Origin of the sequence: Rhizobium redzepovicii, from assembly GCF_019793435.1 — a bacterium.
Taxonomy (GTDB): Bacteria; Pseudomonadota; Alphaproteobacteria; order Rhizobiales; family Rhizobiaceae; genus Rhizobium; species Rhizobium redzepovicii.
In genome coordinates this window covers 1-19274 of record NZ_JAILYH010000007.1, presented here as the reverse complement: position 1 = coordinate 19274, position 19274 = coordinate 1, and the positions used below count along the sequence as shown (strand labels likewise).

Annotated in this window: 15 protein-coding genes and 2 pseudogenes; 13 read left to right on the top strand and 4 right to left on the bottom strand. The window is 57.5% G+C overall.

Annotation, left to right across the window (positions count from 1 at the left end):
• The first annotated feature begins 70 nt into the window (after positions 1 to 70).
• Positions 71 to 574, top strand: a complete 504-nt coding sequence (locus K6N12_RS12440) for a cupin domain-containing protein (protein WP_097624600.1) — start codon at positions 71 to 73, stop codon at positions 572 to 574.
• A 26-nt stretch (positions 575 to 600) separates the two neighbouring features.
• Here the strand turns inward: K6N12_RS12440 and K6N12_RS12435 are convergent, their stop codons facing one another.
• Complete coding sequence (locus K6N12_RS12435; RefSeq protein WP_097624601.1) at positions 601 to 1623, bottom strand: LacI family DNA-binding transcriptional regulator; 1023 nt, start codon at positions 1621 to 1623, stop codon at positions 601 to 603.
• A gap of 331 nt (positions 1624 to 1954) precedes the next feature.
• Here K6N12_RS12435 and K6N12_RS12430 point away from each other — a divergent pair, with 331 nt between their 5' ends.
• From K6N12_RS12430 to K6N12_RS34650, 10 genes and pseudogenes are all read left to right on the top strand, one after another.
• Positions 1955 to 2938: a sugar ABC transporter substrate-binding protein gene (locus K6N12_RS12430; RefSeq protein ID WP_097624602.1), complete on the top strand. Its 984-nt coding sequence runs from the start codon at positions 1955 to 1957 to the stop codon at positions 2936 to 2938.
• Positions 2939 to 3095: 157 nt separating this feature from the next.
• Complete coding sequence (locus tag K6N12_RS12425) at positions 3096 to 4616, top strand: sugar ABC transporter ATP-binding protein (RefSeq protein ID WP_097624842.1); 1521 nt, start codon at positions 3096 to 3098, stop codon at positions 4614 to 4616.
• Positions 4600 to 5622 (top strand): ABC transporter permease, encoded by a 1023-nt coding sequence (locus K6N12_RS12420; RefSeq protein WP_097624603.1) that lies wholly within the window; start codon positions 4600 to 4602, stop codon positions 5620 to 5622. The genes K6N12_RS12425 and K6N12_RS12420 overlap by 17 nt, the downstream gene beginning before the upstream one ends.
• Positions 5623 to 5707: 85 nt before the next feature.
• Complete coding sequence (gene gshB / locus K6N12_RS12415) at positions 5708 to 6655, top strand: glutathione synthase (RefSeq protein WP_097624604.1); 948 nt, start codon at positions 5708 to 5710, stop codon at positions 6653 to 6655.
• Positions 6656 to 6830: 175 nt separating this feature from the next.
• Positions 6831 to 7061, top strand: a pseudogene (locus tag K6N12_RS12410) (magnesium chelatase domain-containing protein); the annotation flags it as partial.
• A 700-nt stretch (positions 7062 to 7761) separates the two neighbouring features.
• Positions 7762 to 9768, top strand: coding sequence for a hypothetical protein (locus K6N12_RS12405; RefSeq protein WP_222148820.1), 2007 nt, complete (start codon positions 7762 to 7764; stop codon positions 9766 to 9768).
• Between the two features lie 41 nt (positions 9769 to 9809).
• Entirely contained in the window at positions 9810 to 12029 is a 2220-nt protein-coding gene (locus tag K6N12_RS12400; RefSeq protein WP_222148819.1) for a site-specific integrase, read from the top strand.
• 4 nt (positions 12030 to 12033) lie between these two features.
• Positions 12034 to 12528, top strand: coding sequence for a hypothetical protein (locus K6N12_RS12395; protein WP_222148818.1), 495 nt, complete (start codon positions 12034 to 12036; stop codon positions 12526 to 12528).
• Positions 12528 to 13997, top strand: a complete 1470-nt coding sequence (locus tag K6N12_RS12390; protein WP_222148817.1) for a site-specific integrase — start codon at positions 12528 to 12530, stop codon at positions 13995 to 13997. Before K6N12_RS12395 ends, K6N12_RS12390 begins: the two co-directional genes overlap by 1 nt.
• A 134-nt stretch (positions 13998 to 14131) precedes the next feature.
• Positions 14132 to 15075: pseudogene (locus tag K6N12_RS34650) on the top strand (IS630 family transposase).
• 209 nt (positions 15076 to 15284) lie between these two features.
• On the opposite strand, the gene K6N12_RS12380 reads toward K6N12_RS34650, so the two are convergent.
• Genes K6N12_RS12380 through K6N12_RS12370 form a run of 3 tightly spaced genes read right to left on the bottom strand, consistent with a single transcriptional unit; the run spans position 15285 to position 18036 of the window.
• Complete coding sequence (locus K6N12_RS12380) at positions 15285 to 16328, bottom strand: CBASS cGAMP-activated phospholipase (protein ID WP_222148816.1); 1044 nt, start codon at positions 16326 to 16328, stop codon at positions 15285 to 15287.
• Positions 16325 to 16783, bottom strand: a complete 459-nt coding sequence (locus tag K6N12_RS12375; RefSeq protein ID WP_027690968.1) for a type II CBASS E2 protein — start codon at positions 16781 to 16783, stop codon at positions 16325 to 16327. Before K6N12_RS12375 ends, K6N12_RS12380 begins: the two co-directional genes overlap by 4 nt.
• A complete protein-coding gene (locus K6N12_RS12370; RefSeq protein WP_222148815.1) occupies positions 16783 to 18036 on the bottom strand; it encodes a nucleotidyltransferase domain-containing protein in 1254 nt (417 codons plus the stop codon). Before K6N12_RS12370 ends, K6N12_RS12375 begins: the two co-directional genes overlap by 1 nt.
• Before the next feature lie 183 nt (positions 18037 to 18219).
• On the opposite strand from K6N12_RS12370, the gene K6N12_RS12365 reads away from it, so the two are divergent.
• Positions 18220 to 18552, top strand: coding sequence for a helix-turn-helix domain-containing protein (locus K6N12_RS12365; protein WP_027690970.1), 333 nt, complete (start codon positions 18220 to 18222; stop codon positions 18550 to 18552).
• Positions 18545 to 19153 carry an ImmA/IrrE family metallo-endopeptidase gene (locus K6N12_RS12360; RefSeq protein ID WP_222148814.1) on the top strand — a complete coding sequence of 203 codons (609 nt, stop codon included), beginning with the start codon at positions 18545 to 18547 and terminating at the stop codon, positions 19151 to 19153. The genes K6N12_RS12365 and K6N12_RS12360 overlap by 8 nt, the downstream gene beginning before the upstream one ends.
• Positions 19154 to 19274 lie beyond the last annotated feature (121 nt).

Below are 19274 nucleotides of genomic sequence, written 5' to 3'. Positions count from 1 at the left end.
CGTTTGAACCAGGTGCTCACGACTCTCTGTTAGCCAAATCTCGGTAGGGATAACAATTGGGGATTGTTTCATGGCCTGGAAGCTGATGCTTGCAAGTGCGGTCGCCATGGCCGCGCGCTCGGTGCCTTATGCCGTGGTAAAGCCGGCCGGCAAATCCTTCGTCGCGCATGCAAGCGATCTCTTGCCGCTGAAATCGACGCCGATCAATCCGGACTGGATTATCAGCGGCAATCCGCAGGCCCGCACCGCCGAGCATTCGCGCGGTCATGACGAGGCCTCGCTGACGGCGATCTGGGACTGCACATCAGGCGAATTCCGCTGGTATTTCGGCTGGGACGAGACAGTGATGATCCTCGAAGGCGAGGTCCATATCACTGCCGAGGACGGCACCGAACGCACGCTCTGCGCCGGCGACGTCGCCTTTTTCGCCGGCGGAACCTGGGCGAGCTGGCGGGTCGACAACTATGTCCGCAAGGTCGCCTTCCTCCGCAAGCCCTTCCCGAAGCCCCTGGCGATTGCCTATCGCCTGCGCAACATGCTGCGTAACGGCGGCAATCAGGGCATCGCCGCCTGAAAAGCGCCGCCGCCCATCATGCGCGACTAATCGGGCTGGGGCGGGGCGGTGGTTTCGCCCTCTAAAACCTCGCAGGCAAACAGGATCGGATTGTCGAGCTCAGGCGCGGTCTGCTTGTTCAACAGAACGGCGACCGCGGCGGCGGCGACATCCTGGATCGGCTGCTTCACCGTCGTCAGGCGCGGCGTCGTCATGCTGGCGAGCGGGATGCCGTCGAAGCCGACGATGGAAAGGGCCGCGGGAACCGGAATTCCCAGATCATGCGCTGCCCGCATGCAGCCGATTGCCTGCTGGTCCGAGCTGGCAAAGATCGCCGTCGGCCGTTCGTTGCGGGCGCGGGCCAGAAGATAATTTCCAGCCGAGCGGCCGCTCTCATAGTCGAAAGCGGCTTCGGCGATCAGCGGCGGTCCCGCCGTTTTCGCGCTGCCGTCCGCCTGCTCCCCCGCCTGCTCGATTGCGTCGAGATAACCCCTCAGGCGGTCGTTGGCGGGGACCGAGTGTCCAGGCCCTGAGATGAAGCCGATGCGGCGATGGCCGAGCTTCAGAAGGTGCTCGACGCCGAGGCGAACGCCCGCGCGGTGATCGGCGGCGATGCCGGAATATCCGGGCATAAGACGGTCGACGACGACGATCGGCAACCCTTTCGGCAGCTTGAGCGTATGAAAATCATTGCTGGGGACGAGAATGATGCCGTCGACCTTCCGGCTCGTCAGCTGCTTGATCCGATCGGCTTCCTTGGCCGCATGATCAAGCGAGGTCATGACGATGATATTATAGCCGTGATTGGCCGCCGCCTGTTCTGCCGATTGCACGAGTTCGGAGAAGAAGGGATTGGTCAGATCCGGGATGACGATGCCGATCAGGCGGCTGACCTTGCTGCGCATGCTTCTTGCCGACGGGTCGGGCAGATAACCCAGGTCCTTGATGATCCCTTCGACGCGTGCCCGCACATCCTTGGTCACGGACGGATGATCGTTCAAAACCCTGGAAACGGTGCCGGTGGAAACACCCGCAAGCTTGGCAACATCCCTGATCCCGACCTTTGACATGACAGAAATAGATGCCCTTCATCTTCGCCTGCGCAAGGCGCCCGAGGGCGCCTGATCCTGGCTTCCAGCTAATGGTCTTCAGGTCCCTAGTCAAAGGGCCGTGTCTCGATTCCAGCGTCTGAACGTGCGAGCAGCGCCTGCCTAAGAGCATGGAAACGGTTCATCGCGCTCATGTCAATATGCGTCGAACGTGGCGATGCAGTTCGCTCCAGGGCGCCGTTTTGGTCGCTTGACAATTTTTGGAGGCGTGTTACCCATTTGGCGTTGGAAACGGTTCATTTGCCGCGGGCAACTCAGATGGAGCTGAGCCCTGGGCCGTTCGGAGGAAAAAATGTCCAAATTTAAGCGTGAATCCGTCTTGATCAATGCACCGCGCCGTGCGGCCTTGAAGCTCGGTATCGCCGGTACCCTGGTGCTGGCGCTGTCCTGCAGCGTGTCGACTGCCTTCGCGGCCGAGAAGCCGAAGGTCGGCCTGATCATGAAATCCTTGTCCAATGAGTTCTTCAAGCAGATGAAAGCTGGCGCCGACAAATATGCGGCTGAGAACAAGGACAAGTTCGATTTCAAGGCCGTCGGCATGAAGGACGAGCGTGACTTCGCCTCGCAGGTCGACGCCGTCGAGAACTTCGTCACCCAGAAATACGATATTATCGTCGTAGCACCCGCCGATTCAAAGGCGATGGCGACGCCGCTGGCAAAGGCGGTCAAGGCCGGCGTCAAGGTCATCAACATCGACGTACCGCTCGATGCCGATGCCAAGAAGAAGGCCGGTATCGATCTGGCTTTCTTCGGACCTGACAACAAGGAAGGCGCAAAGCTTGCAGGCGATGCGCTGGCCAAGGATCTCGGAGCCGGCGCCAAGGTGGTCATCCTCGAGGGCAACCCCGAGGCCGACAACGCCAAGGAGCGCAAGGAAGGCTTCATGGCCTCGGTCAAATCGGGCAAGCTCGAGCTTCTCGACAGCAAGACCGCCCATTGGGAGACCGAAGAAGCCAATACCGTCATGACGAATTTCCTGACGAAGTATAAGGATATCCAGGGCGTCATGGCCGCCAACGACTCCATGGCTCTCGGCGTCGTCAAGGCTCTCGATGCCGCCGGCCAGGCCGGCAAGATCAAGGTTGTCGGCTTCGACAACATCCCGCCCGTTCAGCCGCTGATCAAGGATGGCAAGATGCTCGCCACCGTCGAGCAGTATGGTGCGCAGATGGCGGTCATGGGCATCGACTACGGCCTGCGCGAACTTGCCGGCGAAAAATTCACTGGCTGGGTCAAGACCGACGTCAAGCTCGTCACCTCTGCCGATCTGAAATAAGCGGATCGCCGGTTGTAAAACCAAAGGAGCGCCGGCTGCTGGCCGGCGCCAACCGCTAACAAACCGATTGACGCGTTGATCGCTCCGGATGAGGCTCGTTTTCGAGCCTCTCCTATGCGCCTTCGCGGAGGATCGCATAAGCGCGCATGAGGTCGACGTGTCAGACGCAGTAGATGACGACATCCTGAGGCTGGAAGGGATCGGCAAGCGCTTCCCGGGAGTCGTGGCGCTCAAGGATGTTTCGATGCGGATCGGCCGCGGCAAGGGGCATGTTCTCCTTGGCGAGAACGGCGCCGGAAAATCGACCCTGATCAATCTGCTCGGCGGCGTCTTCAGGCCGGATGACGGTCACATCCTGTTCGACGGCAGGCCTTATCACCCGGCCTCGCCGCTTGAGGCGTTCAGGGCCGGCATCCGGGTTATTCACCAGGAGCTGCATCCCCTCTCCAACCTGACGGTTGCCGAAAACCTGCTCTTCGAACATCTGCCGCGCCGCTACGGCCTGGTGAACTACAAGGCGATGAACGCCAGGGCCGCCGAACTGCTCGAAGAGGTCGGCCTCGATGTCGCCCCGACGACGTTGGCGAGCCGCCTCAGCGTCGCCCAGCTGCAGCTGGTCGAGATCGCCAAGGCGCTATGTTACGAAAGCAAGCTTCTCGTTCTCGACGAACCGACGGCGACCCTGACCTCCAAGGAGGTCGATCGCCTGTTCGAGATTCTGAAACGGCTGAAGGGCCGCGGCGTCACCACCCTCTATATCTCCCACCGGCTGGAGGAAATCTTCGAAGTCGGCGACGAGGTGACGGTGCTGCGCGACGGCCAGCATGTGATCACCCGGCCGCTGGCAGGCCTTGCTATTCCCGATATCGTCGAGCTGATGGTCGGGCGCAAGCTTGCCGATCACGGCATCTTCAAAGGCGACAGCACAATATCCGGCGAAGCGCTCGGTGTCTCCGGCCTGAAGGTGACGCGCAACAGCCCGGAACTGTCCTTCTCGGTTGCCAAGGGCGAAATCGTCGGCATTGCCGGCCTGGTCGGCAGCGGCCGCACCGAGGCGGTGCGCGCCCTCTTCGGCGCCGACCTGAAGGCCTCTGGCGAGATCCGCCTGGACGGCGCGCCGGTCGAGATCAACTCGCCGAAGGATGCGGTTGCCGCCGGCCTGTGCCTGGCGACCGAAGACCGCAAGATGCAGGGCCTGATGCTCGACATGAGCTGTGCCCAGAATGCCACCATCACCGATCTCGCCAAGATCTCCCGCAACGGGCTGATCAACCGGAGAGCGGAGGACGATCATTCGCAGCGCCTCGTGCGCGAGTTGCGGATCAAGACCCCCTCTATCCATCAGGCCGTCAGGACCTTTTCCGGCGGCAATCAGCAGAAGGTCGTCATCGCCAAATGGCTGTTCCGCGGTCCCAAGGTGCTGATCTTCGATGAGCCGACCCGCGGCATCGACGTTGGCGCCAAGGCCGAGATCTATGAGCTTTTGTGGAAGTTTGCCGCCGAAGGAAAAGGTGTGCTGGTCGTGTCTTCGGATCTGCCGGAGCTGATCGGCATTTGCCATCGCATCATCGTTTTCTCCGACGGCAAGATATCGGGCGAAATCGCCCGCGAACAATTTGACGAGAGCAGGATCCTGTCGCTCGCCTACAAGGAGTACAGCCGTGTCCGCCAGCATTGAAAAACAGACCGAGGCAAAAGAGGCGCGCTTCTGGGACAAGCTGATCAGGATCTCGATGAAGGAGGCGGGCGTCGCCATTGCCCTCGTCCTGATCCTGGCGTTTTTCTCGGCGACGGCGCCCTATTTCGCCACGCCGGAGAATTTCCTGAAGATCTTCGTGCAGATCGCCATCAACACCGTGCTGGCAGCCGGCATGACCTTCGTCATCCTGGTCGGCGGCATCGATCTCTCTGTCGGCTCGCTGCTTGCCCTTTGCACGGTGATCGGTGCGACGATCATGATCAATCCGGTGTTTTCGCCATGGCAGGCGATCATTCTCGCCTGCCTGGCATCAATGGGCACCGGTGCTGCGCTCGGCGCCGTCAACGGCTGGATCTGCGAGAAGTGGAAGCTTCCGTCCTTCATCGTCACCCTCGGCATGTTGAATGTCGCGAGCGGCCTGGCCCGCGTCGTCAGCGACAATTCGACGATTACCGGCCTGCCTCAGCCTTTCGTCGATTTCGGCAACCTGATCTTCTGGGGCATCTTCCCGTCGATCTTCCTGATTGCGATCGTCGTCGTCCTCATCGGCTGGTTCGTGCTGCGCTACACCGTCTTCGGCCGCTTCGTCTTCGCCATCGGCACCAATGAAGAGGCCGTCCGCCTGTCGGGTCACCAGCCGAAACGATACAAGATCGCCGTCTTCACCATCTCGGGGCTGACGGCCGGCATTGCTGCCATGGTCTATTTGCTCCGCCTCAATGTCGGCAGCCCGGTCGCCGGCATCGGCTACGAACTGAATGCCATCGCCGCGGTCATCATCGGCGGCACCAGCCTCTCGGGCGGCAAGGGCTCGATCATCGGCACGTTGGTCGGGGCCTGCATTCTGCAGGTCCTGTCGACCGGATTGCAGCTCTTGGGCGCCGACGACAACATCAAGCCGATCGTCATCGGCGCCGTCATCGTGCTCGCCGTCATTCTCGACAGCTATCGCGGCCGGCTGATGCGCATCCTCGAAACCCGGTAATTGGCTGGCGCCGGAAGCCTTGATTGACCGTTGCGTTTGATACCGGGCCGACCTACATCTGTCCGGCATTCAGCGAGGGACGGAAATGGCCAAGATCACCAATGTAGCGGTCCAGATGGACCATGTCGCCGGCATCAATATTGCGGGCGACTCCACCTTCGCCATGAGCCTGGAAGCCCAGGCGCGCGGCTACCGGCTGTTCCATTACACGCCTGAACGCCTGAGCTTCCGCGACGGCAAGCTCTTTGCCAGCGTCGAGCCGATGCTGCTGCGCGACGTCAAGGGCGATCACTTCGAGCTCGGCGCGCCCGAGCGCGTCGATCTGTCCACCATGGACGTGGTGCTTCTGCGCCAGGACCCGCCCTTCGACATGGCCTATATCACCTCGACGCATCTGCTCGAGCGCATCCACCCGAAGACGCTCGTCGTCAACGATCCGGCCTGGGTGCGCAATTCGCCGGAAAAAATCTTCGTTACCGAATTTGCCGACCTGATGCCGAAGACGCTGATCACCAAGGATGCCGCCGAGATCCGCCGCTTCCGCGACGAGATGGGCGATATCATCCTGAAGCCGCTCTACGGCAATGGCGGCGCCGGTGTCTTCCATTCCACGCGCGACGACCGCAACCTCTCTTCGCTGCTCGAAATGTTCGGCCAGCTTTTCCGCGAGCCCTTCATCGCTCAGCAGTATCTGCCGGACGTGCGCAAGGGCGACAAACGCATCATCCTGGTCGACGGCGAATTTGCCGGCGCCATCAACCGCGTCCCGGCCGAGCACGACAGCCGCTCCAACATGCATGTCGGTGGCCGCGCCGAGGCGACCGAGCTGACGTCGCGCGAACAGGAAATCTGCGAGCGCATCGGTCCGGCGCTGCGGGAACGCGGCTTCCTGCTCGTCGGCATCGATGTGATCGGCGATTACATGACCGAGATCAACGTCACCTCTCCCACAGGCATCCGCGAAGTGAAAAAATTCGGCGGCGCCGATATCGCAAGTCTGCTCTGGGATGCGATCGAGCGCAAACGCGGCTGAGCCTGCCGGCCGCAGCCGGACGCGGGCATGATCGGATACAACCAAGGTCACTTGCTTCGTCCGAATATGTTCCGCGACTGTTCTTGTTTTATTCTTTTTTCCATGCCAGATTGCAACCGCTGGCCTTAAAGGCCGCAGGGCGGTAAGTAAAGTTTGCTGGGCAGGGGGTAGGCGGATGGTCGCGCGCGTCAGTACGGTTGCATTTCAGGGTATCGAAGGCGTGCCGGTCGAGGTCCAGGTCATGGTCGCGCCCGGCAAGATCGGCATGCAGATCGTCGGCCTGCCCGACAAGGCCGTGGCCGAAAGCCGCGAGCGGGTGCAGGCCGCCCTTCATGCCTCCGGCCTGTCGCTGCCGGGCAAGCGGGTGACCGTCAATCTGGCGCCCGCCGATCTGCCGAAAGAGGGACGTTCTCGGCCACTTTCGTCACATTGTATGCAGACGAAAAAGCAGCGTAAACAACGGTACTTGAGACGGTTTGCTCTCCATATGCGGTATGGAGACGATGTGGAAAATCAGCGCAGTTTTTTAGGCAATCTCATCGGACACTTCCTGCTTCGTTCGTAGGCTCCATTTGTCTACGAACCGCTGCTTTTTGAAGTCGATGAGTGTCGTGTCCAATTAAGATTGGACCGTATCGGTCTTTGATCGGGTGATTTCGCCGCCGAAGGCGTAGATCCAAATTACAAACTCGCGATCAACGAGGCTTACATTTTTGCGGGCCGCAAATTCCCTTTCAGTGGGGCAGGCTCATAGAGCAGACAGCGAAGCCTCACCGACTGTTCAGTGGGCTGCGATCGCATCACGTTAGGCTACGGCTGACACTGCGCGAAGACGTAGAATCCCGGCGCGCAAAACCTTCTTCACAGGCAAAAGAAATAAAAGTAAGATCTCAGCGAATCGAAATAAACGCAGGAGTTAGTTATGTAGTAATTGTTGACAATTTGCAAGGGTGAAAATTCATCAATCTCAGTCCTTGCAAATATTGCCGCGAATCCTTTGGTGAGGCCCATCGAATCCTTGGTTGTCGGACCAAAGGACATTGATTTAGCGCGCAGCAACACTTCTGACATCGAGAAACGTTCTGTAATACTTATGGTAACAAATAATGGCGGATGAACAAAGTTATGTATTCTCGATACCGGGTCATCCGACACGATACCACCTGACGCCAGTTTTAGGACTCTACGGCGGAAAGTTCTGCGCGTCGCTCTCGCGAGCGTGGAAAACTATCTTCGGAGATAAGTTCACCGGAAACACCAGCTATCGATATTTCCAATACACAGTGAGCGCGCTGGTGTGGATCGCAGGAAAGGCCGCTTACCTCCAAGATGGGCCGGAAGTAAGAGTGTTTGCCGCGTGCGTGAAGGGTCGCCAATCGCTGTTGCCACCGTCGGACATCGAGGCATGCCTAGCAAATATGTTCGATTCCTTGTGCGATGGAAGCGACGAGAGTCTCAGCCGGGCTAAGAAGGCTGTGGCAATTAACTCCAGCATTGAGAGTATCAGGGCCGGCTTTGGCCATCTCGCGGACGCCGGCTTTTTTCCGTACCACGAATTCTCAGCAAGTGTCCCAGAAATGGCAGGGTCGCAAACGCCATCTATCGCGACGCTCTTAATCGATGCGGGAAGGTTCGATCTGGGTGGTATGGACGCGGAGACCGCGCCCCAAGCTTTCGCCGCCAAAAACGTCGATGGCTTAGAGGCACTTCGTTCGTCCCTCTGCGATGAATTCGAAAGTGAATGGCGGGCGTTTACCTGGGGCCAAGAATTGATGGAGGACCCCAAGATTCCAGGCGGGGAAGAGACCTCGGAGATCCTAAAAGATTACGTTGGCATTGGAACCGTCGATGTAAAGGAATGGCTCAAGGAAAAATTGGGACTAAATGACGATCAATATCTTGGATTGGTCGCGAAGTTCATCCGAGATAGGAACCGCAGAGATTTCAAATATAGCCTGAAGAAGTTTTACCGGTTGATCAAAAGCGCCGGGGGGCACTACGCCGTTCATAGGCTCGTGATGCCGTCCTCGATTGCCGCGAACGCAGCCTACCATATCGTGGTGATCGACACTGTACTCAACGATAGCTCAGTGGCGTCCCTGCCGGCGGAGCTGTTTACGGGAAAATTGAAAAGAGGAAGTGTGGAGATAAATACACTTCACACCCATAAATCCAGAAAGAACGGCCATCGGAAGAATGTTGTCACGGCAAGCGTCAAGAGTACGGCGGTTGCTGAAAACGACGACACCCTATTCGTTTCAACGCGATTTAAACGTCAACTGTCTTTCAAAACTGTCATCGACCGATGGCTTAAGATGACAGAGACGATTCGAGAAAATCCTCGGGTCTCGGCCGCGCTAAAAGAGCTTCTTTGGGTATATCAAAGGCCTGGACAACAAAGAGTTCGGACCATAGCGCATTCCATTATGACGGAATGGTGGCCGGCGTTCTTAACCCGCATATCGGGTGATCCCCTCCTAGGCGGTCTTCCTCTGACAAGAATGGTGATCCGGAAGACCGCTTTGAACGGCAAGGCGGAACTGGACGATCTGCAGTACGCAGTGAACACGGGGTTGGGCAATCATGCACCGGGCCCGATGCCATTCTATTATATGGATGAAAGAGGCGTGAAATCGGTCTTGGCGTCTCTGATCCGAAAATTCCTGGACAAATGGGAAGCTGTCGCGGTTGGGGGTATCGAGAGAGCCGCCGAGGCGCTGGGTTTGAGTCAACGAGATCTTGATCGTCGTTTTCAACTAGGCCTGAGATCGGGTCTCGACTTTGCTAACGTACGCCCTCGTGCTGAAACGGCTCCTCCAGAGGACGTCGAGACGATGTCGTTCCTTCCAGACTCGGTTCGATTGCTTCCGGTGACCGAAGCGTCAATGTCAAACCTTCATCTGGCACGCCGCACCCTCGAAACCAAAATGCAAGAGATGCTTCATACCAACCCTGAGCGCTTCATTAGAGCGTGGGTTCCGTGGTTGGCGATCGTGCAGGTCTACGAAGAAAAGTTGCGCGAAAGTCGCTTCGCAAAAGCCTTTGAAACGATCTGCATTGCAATCGATTCCGGATTGGAAAGCGGCGCGGTCGAGCCTCTCTACATTTGGTGACCATGCCAAAATCCCTCACCGGCAAATAATAGGAGGAACAAGTGCTCGTTGAAATCAGCTCATCAAACGATACCAGAATCTATCATGATTATGTCATGGGCAGACTTCCACATCGGCGATGGTTGAAAGGGGGCAGGTTCGAAAATGACCGATGGGTCATAGAAACACAGAACCCGGACACGATGCGGCTCACAAGTCGTACTATTTCCTTCGATGCGCTCTTGACTCCTATGCCATATCAAAAGCGGCTCAATGACGCTGGCTTGGAGAACGACTTGATAACCGCCAAGCTGCTTGTGTTTTATAGCCTCGAACCTGCCCCTGTCGGTTGGAATGAAAGTGCGTCTTCAGTCGACATAGATTTCAAAAAATTTTTAGTTTTTTTGCAATGGCGATACGACCGGGGCATTCCCAACAACCGAGCTCTCACCGGCGGATGGCATAGGGAGTTTGAGCAGTCCTTAAAAGAGAACGGTCGTGAAGGGTTGCTGAGGTTATCGTCCCGCGTCGACACTCTTGTGAGCATGTATCGCGCTGACGAAATCGACATTCCTTTGAAAGCCGGCCACAGGTCGGCTTCACCTCAGAAAATTGCAGAGCTGTTAGGGATATATGGGGCGAGAAGTATGACGCCGGAAGCGCGAAGGGTTTTGGATAAGTTTCTTCTAAGCGCGGGCGTCGCCGGAAAAGCGGTGATCGCTCGTCTGAATCGTGAAGGGCTGGACGACGAAGATGACGAGGCGAAAGCCAATGGTAATACTGTGTACAAGATGCTGTTTGTTTGGTTCGCGTTGTGGAAACTTCGAGGCAAGCTTACCCACGACCCAATAGGGGTCAAAGCCTACAACAGCCCGAGACACATCTACAAAAGCATCCGTGGTTGGACGAAAAGGTGCGACCCATGGCCAGACCCACCGAGCTATCAAGCGAGTTGGCTTATCAATTCGGCACTTACTTTGATCCTCGATGATGCCACCACACACCTCTTAAATCTGGCGGAGGCCCGTGCACGGAACAATACCGAGCGCGCGCACCAACAACTAATCAAGGCCAACCAGCGTCTACAGAAACTTGGCGCTGAGGAAATCACTCCCAATGTCGCGAGTCGCGTACGTCAGGATCGTACCGGTCTGCGTTATGCAATCTACGAGATCCTGGTCGCCGCATGCGTCATCGTAATCGCTGCGTTCTCCGCGAGACGGAAAAACGAGATTTTCGCGCTCAAGGTCGGTTGTATAGAACTTGATCCAAACGGTGCCGTCTGGCTTCACTCTCTGATTTTGAAAAACAAGAAGGACGTGGATCGCATTCCCGTGCCGAAGTCGGTGCAAGTGGCCGTCTCTATCCTCGAGCGGTTGCGCGAAATAGGTGAAACGCCAGCGGACAATTGGCTGCTGCAATTCAACTGTGTCTTCACCGGCCAACTGATCGATGTCGACATCAATGCTTGCCTAACCTCCTTTGCTGCGTGGTGCGAGACTCCACCGCTGCCGGATGGAACGAAGTGGAATTTTTCTGCTCACCAGTTGAGGAAATTTTTCGGTATCACTTACTTCTGGAGATATATGTATCCGAACTTAGCGGCACTGAGCCTACAGTATCGACATTTCAACCCAGAAACGACGATGGGCTACATATCGTCTCGGTCACGGAGCACGATTAAGCTTTGGGACGAGAGGCAGGCAGCAGAGCAAAGACGCTCAGCAACCGAACGGGCAACCGTGGAACGTTTGGTAGTTGTGGAAAGTAGCAGGCTGCAGTTTACCAAAGATATCCTACAGTCTGTGGCGGAAGGCGCTGTCCTCTCGGGTCCCCTCGGGCGGCTCCTTACGGACGAGATCGATGCTCTCAAGAAACAATTTGCGTCAGAAGTGCATATCACTGGCGCCACGGGTGCGCCCGCAACTTTCCTGGATGCCTTGGCTGGCTTAGCTAAGGAGAGAATGTTGCGGGTACACAAAGAAGGTCATTCGCTATGTGGCCTGGGCCAAAACCCCGCAGATAACGCACACGCCTCTTGTTTGAAGTTGAAGTCCGATGTGACAGGGATTCCGACCGCTGTCTTCGAGGGTCCAGACTTCACATTTGCGGACGAAGGTGGTTGCCTTGTTTGCCCTCATAGAGCGGGCCTACCAGTCCTTGCGCCTTTTTGGGACCGTGAAGTAGCGTCGGCGTTCGCATCTCTCCGCGAAGCGAATGATGAGCACCTTGTTTACGTCGAACAGCGCGTGAAACTCCTGAACACTCACGCCGGAGCTTAATGCAATGGCAATAGAATCATCTGCGCTGAAAAAACAGCCGTCGCGAGCCAAGTCGCTCAGTAAGGGAAAAAAGGGCCCATTTGTGCTGGAAACCTTCCGTGTGAAGGTAGAAGCGATGGAGAGGTCGTACGAGATCGCCAAGAGTGCGAAGAAGCTCCCAGATTACTGGCCGAAAACGCTGGAAGACTTCCGAGAGTGGGACGATCCAGGCCGAGGGATTTTCAAGTTCTCGGATCCAACACTGACTTCTCCAAAATGCCCGCAAGGATATAAGCTTCTGCGCGAGCGCTTAAACGAGGTGCGAAGAAAACTGTCCGAACTCGAGGTGGCAGTCGGATCGCTGGCGCCTGGTGACACCGTAAAGTCTTTGAAAGCCGTTGTCGCCGCGCAGTCAGAACAATTGACGCGGCTGCTGATGTTCGCGTCAGAGTTCAGGGATGAGATCGCTCGATTATCGCCAAAGAGCAAATACCTTACGTCGGCGTGGGATTTGTACTGATGGAACTTGCTGCGACACGAGTGATCGCGAGAGCGTCTAATCTACGGGTTGGTGGACGAAAGGTGAGCAAGCTCGTGACTTGCTTTAACCAACGCGAGGGCAACGTCAATGCCTTGAACCGCTACCTTACTACCTTAGCACTTGACGGCGCCGGATGGCGGACGGTCGAAAAGGCCGCTTATGCGTTGGCGGATTTTTGGGATTATCTTTTTTTCAACGCCATCAGCTTCAGAGAGGCGGACGTAGACGACCTGAAGAATTATGCAGCGTCCGGGTGCTCACGTTTCGGAAACGTGGTGACTTTCAATCCTTTAAGCAAAGTCAACTATACCGAAACAGATGGAGCCAAGCTTAATACCATACTGGCTTTTTATCGTTTCCTTGCAAAGGAGCCAGGCGTCGTCCTTCGCGAGCGACGAGGTGATACGCTCGCCACGATTCACCTTAAGAGGATTGGGTATAAAATCGACGACCACAGCACGCCCATCTCGGTGCAGTATCGGGAAGAGCAAAAACAAAAAATACGAAAGGGTCGCCCCACCCCGAGCGACGAAGAGGCAGGGGAGATAATTACATCGACCCAGATTGAAGTTGATCTGAATCGTCGAAGCACCTGGTTTCTGGTGGCGAACTTAATGCGTTTTGCCGGATTTCGGGCGATAGGCTGCTCCAACGTATGCCTGAGTGCTATCTATGCGGCTTTAAGTGAAGAAGCCGTGTTCTTGAAGCGGGGTCTTAACACGAGACTTAAAGACGCAAACGACGACTGGAAGACGCAGCTCGAAGTGAAATCTGCCCTCAACGAAATGCTTCTTCAGAGAAGAAAGTTCGTTCCAGTTTCTATCGTCGAGAAAGGGGGCTCGTCGCGTCTAGCACCTGTGCCCATCGGCCTTTTGATGGAACTGTTGGATTACGTTTGGGCTGAGCGCATTCAGTTTATCGAGAAGCGGCGACGAAGACGCAATTCCTACAAGCCGCCGGATGAGATATTCCTGTCGTACAAGACAGGCTCTGCGCTTCAAAGTGATTCGATCAGCAACAAGATGTCGAGCATTTTCAAACGTTGCATGATCCCCGGCAGCGGACATCGGCTGAGGGCAACATTTTGCCAAGAGGTAGTGCGCGATCTCTATCTTCGAGACAGGGCGCTTAATGGCAGAGCGTGGCAGCCCGACGTCGTTCTGGCGCTCGCACGTGACATGATGGGCCACCTAAGTGTAGAGACACTGGGGAGTTACCTCAACGACATTGTCAACCAAGAAAACGCCTACAACGGCGAGCCGGTGCTTGTTCGCGATACCGAGGATGCGGCGGTGCTTCGAGGCCTCACCGACGTTTACGAAGGTGAAAACGCAGAGTGGGTGCGTGCTGAGTTGAAACGAATTTTGATGGAAGCGGGTGGCAAGCCTCGAAAGGAATCGAATATGTTTCGTTCGCTGGAAGAACTCGAACTTTCTCTCAACCCGTGATGAGCAAAAGAGATGGTCAAGGGGACAAAACCAGAGTCGACTAGAGCGGTTCCTTGCTTTTCGGAATCGGGGCAGGATTCCCGAATCATCGGATTTGTGATTCATCATGGATGCTGGAATGGAGGCCAGCATCCATGACACGACCCTATTCGAATGACCTTCGCGAGCGTGTTGTTGCAGCCGTTGCGGCCGGGCAGAGCTGTCGGACCGTGGCAGATCGGTTCGACATTGCCGTCTCGTCTGTGGCGAAGTGGTCGCAGCGCTATCGAGCGACCGGCAGCGTGTCGCCCGGCAAGATGGGCGGCCATCGCCGGCGTATTTTGGAACCGCATCGTGCCTTCATCGTCGAGCGGATCGAACAGACCTCGCACCTGACGCTGCACCGCCTGAAGGACGAACTGGCCGCCCGCGGCATCACCGTCTCCCACAATGCCATCTGGCAGTTCATGCGCCGCGAAGGCCTGAGGTTTAAAAAACACCTTGTTCGCCCTTGAGCAGGGCCGCGCCGACATTGCCCGGCGCCGAGCGCGCTGGAAGGCTTGGCAAGACCGCTTCGATCCGAAACGGCTGGTGTTCATCGACGAAACCTGGATCAGAACCAACATGGCGCCCTCGCGCGGCTGGGGACCGAAGGGCAAGAGGCTGCGCGGCTTTGCACCGCATGGCCGCTGGCGCACGCTGACCTTCCTCGGCGCCTTGCGCTGCGACGAGCTCACCATTGCGTCTTCGACGGTCCGATCAATGGCGAGTGTTTCCTTGCCTATGTCCGCCAGCAGTTGATCCCGACCTCAAGCCCGGCGACATCGTCATCCTCGACAATCTCGGTTCCCACAAAGCCAAGGCCATCCGCGATGCCGTCACGGCGGCCGGGGCGAGGTTGTGGTTCCTGCCGAAATACTCCCCCGACCTCAATCCGATCGAGCAGGCCTTCGCCAAGATCAAGCATTGGATGCGCCAGGCCCAAAAGCGAACCGTCGAGGACACCTGGCGCCATCTCGGCCACCTCGCAGACACCATCAAGCCAGACGAATGCGCCAACTACTTCGCTAACGCAGGATGCGCTTCGGTCAAAACATGAAACGCTCTAGCTCGAATTCGTGATTGCCGTTCCCTGGCTGCAGAGATGCGGTCATTGATCAGGCGTGAACTCACTAGGCACTCCCCGGCCATCGCGATGATGAAGCCCATATGCCAGGAGTTCCATCCCAGAACGCCCCTACGAAGGTGACCCGAGCTAGCAGCGGCATAAGTGTCCAGGTCACTCGCGCTGCCGCTAGTTTAGTCGCTCTATGCGGCGCAGGCTACATATGGATCTGCGCGCGTATCGAGGAACATCTGCCTGACGAGTAGACCGTTCGCCTCCGCCTGCGCACGCGCAAAATTTGGAAGTTCCTGCTTGGCGCGCCGTACGTCATCGAGATCCATATGTTGCTCACGTTCGTCGAGATCAACTCGCAGGACGTTGGGCTTTCCGACGAGCAGATAGGCCTGGCCAAGTGCATTCTTGCTCTGTGCGCGGCACGCGAGCCGAAACAGCAGCGGGACCTTCCGCGAGACCCCCCAGGCCAGCTTGCCTCCCTCAAGGTGCTGCTTCGCCAGCTTTACCGTCTCATCGCCCGTTCCGATCGATAGGATACGAATGTTCTCGCGAGGTACGTCGTAGCACGCGAGCACATCGACCAGGGCGTTCATGATCGGATTGTTGGCCCAGATCCCACCATCGAGCATCAGATACCCGTGACTGTCGACGGCGGAAAGATACGACGGCGCGGCTGCCGTATGGAGCGCAACGTCCACGAATGCCTTGTGTCGGTCCATCTTGTAGTCGGGATGATGCGGCGTCTTATAGATGAAGGGTTCCCCGTACTTCCCTTCGAAGCACGGGATGACAGCGCGGCAGGTCGCGGCGCCCAAGACCTCCTGATCGAATACGCGAAGCAGTTCATCGCGCAGGTTCGTGCCACGGTGCTTGGGACGGAAGAGAGACTTCAGCCAGTGCCAGGGACCCATCACGAAACCGGGCTCCGGAAAGATGAACTCTCCCCTCTCGGTGTAGATCTTCGATATTTCGGCTGCGGTTTTCCCGGATGCAAGGCCGAGCGCGATAATCCCTCCTGTGGAGGTTCCCGCGACCATGTCGAAATGATCCGCGATGGATTCGCCGCCCAGATACTTTCGCTCGATCTCGGCCAGATATGAGGCGCCGAACAGTCCCCTGATGCCCCCGCCGTCGAGCGACAGAATGCGGAAAGGCCGGTCCTTCGGCCACGGTTGCTTGATTCGGGTGTGCTCGATCGTTCCGTCCGAACGCCGCGGAGGATTATAGGTCATGGGCGGTTCTCAACGTTAATGCGGCGTCCATTCGAGGGAGGATGGCGGCCGCCACCGTCCCAGACGCCCGTCATAAGCCAGAATTCGTAACAAGCCAGCCAGTCGATCGCCCAAGGCACGGTCGTTTCGGACACCAGCCGCCAGCCGCTCCACTGCTCTCGAGCAGGGTCAAACAGGCAGAGCACTGGATCGTTGTCGCGGTTATAGACGTGGGGTATCGATCCTTCCGGATTGCCCGGAAGGCGCGTCAGGCCTGGAGAAAGCACTCTTACCTCGGGGCCGTCGAGCACCATGTCCATGCTGTATGCGATCTCGACTTCGTAGGGCCGGCTATGCGGCTTCAGCATGCCGCGCCAGATGATGGCTTCAGCGCGGAAACGACGCTGTGCGAACAAGGGCCACGCCGCGCTCATGGCGGCGGCCTGCTCCTCGATGGTGTACGGAAGGAACGACATCAAACCGGGTCCCCGAAGAAGTCGTGCCTGCTGGCGCTGATTGGCGACGCCGTCTTCGGTGACGCCAGCGCTGGCGTGGCTACTGCGGAAGCCGGCAGCAGGATTCCGCCCGTTTTCGTATAGCTCTGCGTTGCGCCCCGGACGGCGTCGCCGTTGTCCTGGGCAAGCTTCCGGATCGCCTCGGTCACGACATAGTCGCCGAAGAGCTGGCGAAGCCGCTTGGGAACGTCGATAGGATCCAGCTTGCCGGAGCGGACTTGATCGACCGCCGTCACTAACTCGACGAGATCGCCTGCAAATTCTTCCTGCTGCGCGATGGATTCGGGCCAGCGATCGGTGAACTCGTCCTGATCCCAGGTGGGATTCACGACGACAAGAGTCCTTCCAAGCGAAGTTGCCCTACGGATGTCGACGATGAGAAGATTGCACAGAGTAATCAGTGCGTCGGTCAACGTTCTGTTAGGCACGGCGGAGCATGCTGCGTAATGGGCGAGCAGCACGGAGGGTGCCATCCTGCCGGTACGGCGCTTGCGGTCGTAGGTGATGTTCCTGTGGCGCTTCACGAGCTGCAGCGCGAGCGTCGCCGTGTTCTTGACGACGAAGGGTGTCTGATCGGGAACCTCATCAACTTCCGCGTCGGCGCGAATCCTGTCGTAGACTTCCCACTTGCGCCTGAAGGCTTCAGTGACAGCGGTTTCGACAGGCGTCCGTTCCTTGTAGTGCTCGGCAAAGCCATATGCATTGCTCGGCACCTCGCAGTCGTCGGCAGAAGGATTCGGTCCCTTCGCATGCATGATCTGGCTGCGTCGCTCGGGGGTACCACCTTCCCGAAAGGCGGCGCTGACGTCGAGATGCATCTTGTCGGCGTAGATGAGAGTGACGCAGCGCGTCTGCCGGATGACCTTCTCGACCGGGTAGTCGCTCAGGGCAGCCTCGAGTGTCAAAAGCACCCCGAGCGGACCGAGCCGGCGGTACCGTGCGGCAAGCTGGGCGATGATGTCGATGTCGTATTCGTCGTCGGTTCCCCGCGTCGAGATCGTGGCATCGATGGCCATGGATCCCTGGGGGTAGAAATGCTCGATGCCGTCGCTGAAGAAAGTGGTCGCCTCGAGATGGCGACGTACGGCTTCGTAGCGGCTGATCGCTTTGCCGTGCAGCGAAGGCGGAAGCTGAATGTTGAACGCGATCTGCGCCAGGATCCGGTCGGCCGGATCGAGAAACGGATCAATCCCAGTGAAGGCACTCATGTTCATGTTCGATTTCCTTTGGAGGTTTCTTCGACTTCACAATGTTCACACGCATGCTGGCTCCCTTTTGTTCACTCTAACTTAAGTTAAAGTATCGCTACTCCGAACAAGATGGGAGCGTTGCCTTCCAGAGTCAAGGGCCGTAGGATACTTCTACACCGAACAACAAAAACCAAGAACGGTCCCATCATGGCACAACCAACATTCGGCAAAAGAATCAAGGAGCTACGCACGGCGAAGGGGTTGACGCTCGATCAGCTCGCAACCGCAACTGCCTCTTCGAAGAGTTACATATGGGAGTTGGAGAACAAGGATCCTCCGCGCCCCAGTGCAGAAAAGCTCGCAGACATTGCCGCAGTCCTTGGAGTCACGACCGATTATCTGATTGGACGCGAAGAAGTCACGCTGGCCGACGCCGAGGACAAGGCATTCTTCCGGGAATACAGCCAGATGTCGGAAGGCACCCGGAAAAAGATTCGAGCTATGGCAAAGCTTATGGGAGGAAAGGCTGACGATGACTAAGTCGCCCCGTAGCGCCGCAAACAACATCTCTCTTATGCTGAATACAGTCCTCGGCGCTGACCGGTTCGAACGGGGTCCTGTTAACGTCGCCGAACTCGCCCTCGAATACACCAAGCAAATTGAACCGAGCAGCCATATAGAGAGGATCGTCGCCGATGATCTTCCAGACTGCGAGGGTGCACTGGTTCCCGGCGAAAGCAAGCCGCGGCGCTGGGCGATCATGTACAATCGGAAACAGAGTGCAGGCCGACGAGCCTACACTATTGCGCATGAGCTGGGGCATTTCGTGCTTCATCGAAATCTTGTCGACGACGATCCCAATTTCGATGGCGGCTTCTACTGCTCAAAGGACGCCGTTGAACACGGCGTCGGTCGGAACATCGAGAAGGAGGCGAACGAGTTTGCGGCCACGCTCCTGATGCCGCTCGACGATTTCCGAAAATTCATCCCGTCCGACAACCTGGCGGGCCTCGATCGCCTGGGCGAAGCCACCGAGAGATATGGGGTGTCGTTGACAGCGGCCACGCTCAGATGGCTGGAATATACTAAGACGCGGGCGATCGCGATCGCATCAGTCGATGGATTCGCGCTCTGGGTGTGATTAGGCATGGAATAAGGACCCCGCATTTGGGGTGATCGGCGTCCAAACGGGACCCCCATCTGCGATGGGGTTACAACAGCCTCCGGTTTCATCGGAGGCTTTTTGTTTGGATGCTTATTGT

Bases quoted from the DNA above. Each gene is read 5' to 3' on its own strand.
- K6N12_RS12440 (WP_097624600.1), top strand. From the start codon at position 71: ATGGCCTGGAAGCTGATGCTTGCAAGTGCGGTCGCCATGGCCGCGCGC.
- K6N12_RS12435 (WP_097624601.1), bottom strand. From the start codon at position 1,623: ATGTCAAAGGTCGGGATCAGGGATGTTGCCAAGCTTGCGGGTGTTTCC.
- K6N12_RS12430 (WP_097624602.1), top strand. From the start codon at position 1,955: ATGTCCAAATTTAAGCGTGAATCCGTCTTGATCAATGCACCGCGCCGT.
- gshB (WP_097624604.1), top strand. From the start codon at position 5,708: ATGGCCAAGATCACCAATGTAGCGGTCCAGATGGACCATGTCGCCGGC.
- K6N12_RS12405 (WP_222148820.1), top strand. From the start codon at position 7,762: ATGGCGGATGAACAAAGTTATGTATTCTCGATACCGGGTCATCCGACA.
- K6N12_RS12395 (WP_222148818.1), top strand. From the start codon at position 12,034: ATGGCAATAGAATCATCTGCGCTGAAAAAACAGCCGTCGCGAGCCAAG.
- K6N12_RS12390 (WP_222148817.1), top strand. From the start codon at position 12,528: ATGGAACTTGCTGCGACACGAGTGATCGCGAGAGCGTCTAATCTACGG.
- K6N12_RS12380 (WP_222148816.1), bottom strand. From the start codon at position 16,328: ATGACCTATAATCCTCCGCGGCGTTCGGACGGAACGATCGAGCACACC.
- K6N12_RS12375 (WP_027690968.1), bottom strand. From the start codon at position 16,783: ATGTCGTTCCTTCCGTACACCATCGAGGAGCAGGCCGCCGCCATGAGC.
- K6N12_RS12370 (WP_222148815.1), bottom strand. From the start codon at position 18,036: ATGAACATGAGTGCCTTCACTGGGATTGATCCGTTTCTCGATCCGGCC.
- K6N12_RS12365 (WP_027690970.1), top strand. From the start codon at position 18,220: ATGGCACAACCAACATTCGGCAAAAGAATCAAGGAGCTACGCACGGCG.
- K6N12_RS12360 (WP_222148814.1), top strand. From the start codon at position 18,545: ATGACTAAGTCGCCCCGTAGCGCCGCAAACAACATCTCTCTTATGCTG.